The following is a 1,335-nucleotide window of genomic DNA, read 5'->3' on the forward strand; positions in this document are numbered from 1 at the left end:
GCCGCCGCGGCGGCCGCCCTGGACCGGGCCGGCCTGGCGGTGGCCGACTTCGCCGTCCGCCGCCCGTCCCTCGACGACGTCTTCCTCGCGCTCACCGGAACGGAGCAGGCCGCATGATCCTCACCGAAACCGCCGCCCTCACCGGACGGCGGCTGCGGCGCTTGCGCCGGTCGCCGGGCGAGCTGCTGGCCGTCACGATCGTCCCGGTGACGATGGTGGTCGTGATGGGCTACCTGCTCGACAAGTCCATCGTGATGCCGGACGGCGCGGGCTACCTCGACTTCATGATGGCCGGCATCGGCGCCCAGGTGGCGCTGGGCGCCTTCGGCACGAGCGCGATCGCGGTGGCGGACGACCTGCGCGGCGGGCTCGTCGACCGGTTCCGCTCCCTGCCGATCGGCCGGGTCCCGGTGCTGCTCGCGCAGTCGCTGTGCGACCTGCTGCTGACCGCGACCGGGACGGCCATCGCCTCGGCGGTCGGCGGGCTGCTGGGCTGGCGGATCCACACGGGACTCCTGCCCGGCCTGGCGGGGTTCGCGCTGCTGCTGGCGCTGGCGTTCCTGCTGTCGTGGACGGGCATCCTGGCCGCGCTGTGGATCCGCAGCACACCGGCGGTGAACTCGCTTTCGGGGCTGGTCCTGGTGGTGGGTTCGTTCCTGTCCACGGCCTTCGTCCCCCCGGACGGCCTGCCGGGCTGGCTGCACGCGATCGCGTCCTGGAGCCCGGTGAGCACGGTGTCGACGGCGTGCCGCCGGCTGTGGGGCAACCCGGTGGCGGACAAGGGGAACAGCGTCGCCGTCGTCCACGCGGTCCCGGTGGCGCTGGTGACGATCGCGGTCCTGCTTGCCGTCGTCATGACGGTGTCGGCGCGGCTGTTCCGTTCGGTTTCGGAGAAAACGCACTGAGGAGAAGCATGAACGGCATCGAGTCCACTGTGAACACTTCGGCCGTCCCCGAGCCGCTGGCGCTGGGCCGCCCGGAGCAGCCGGTCGCGGCGATCTGCGACCGGTTCTTCGCCCACGGCGGGGCCGCCACGAGCCGGGCGGTCCCGGCTGTCCTCGGCGGCCGGGCGCCGCTTTCGGTCGGCGAGCTGCTCGGGTTGGCGTAGCCGTCAGGCCGTGCCGCTGCGGTCGAGGCCGGACACCGTGAGCCTGCCCTCGATGCTGGCGGCGGCCAGGTCGAGCCGGGAGCGGCAGCCGGTCTTCGCGAACAGCCGCGTCAGGTGGCTCTCCACCGTCTTCTCGCTGATCCGCATCGCCCCGGCGATCTGCCGGTTGGTCAGGCCCTGGCGGATCAGGTCGATGATGCGCAGCTCGGCGGCCGACAGGTCGGCCG

3 protein-coding genes are annotated in these 1,335 nt (G+C 73.2%); 2 read left to right on the forward strand and 1 reads right to left on the reverse strand.

Features of this window, described 5'->3' with window-relative positions:
- Positions 1–113: 113 nt before the first annotated feature.
- Positions 114–905, forward strand: coding sequence for an ABC transporter permease (locus CCN39_RS48255; RefSeq protein WP_086853922.1), 792 nt, complete (start codon positions 114–116; stop codon positions 903–905).
- An 8-nt stretch (positions 906–913) separates the two neighbouring features.
- Positions 914–1,108 carry a hypothetical protein gene (locus CCN39_RS51415; RefSeq protein WP_086853924.1) on the forward strand — a complete coding sequence of 65 codons (195 nt, stop codon included), beginning with the start codon at positions 914–916 and terminating at the stop codon, positions 1,106–1,108.
- Between the two features lie 3 nt (positions 1,109–1,111).
- Here the strand turns inward: CCN39_RS51415 and CCN39_RS51420 are convergent.
- Positions 1,112–1,335 (reverse strand): helix-turn-helix domain-containing protein (locus CCN39_RS51420; RefSeq protein ID WP_208630700.1); only part of this gene is annotated, 224 nt, incomplete at its 5' end.

It is taken from the genome of Amycolatopsis kentuckyensis (assembly GCF_002155975.1).
Taxonomy (GTDB): Bacteria; Actinomycetota; Actinomycetes; order Mycobacteriales; family Pseudonocardiaceae; genus Amycolatopsis; species Amycolatopsis kentuckyensis.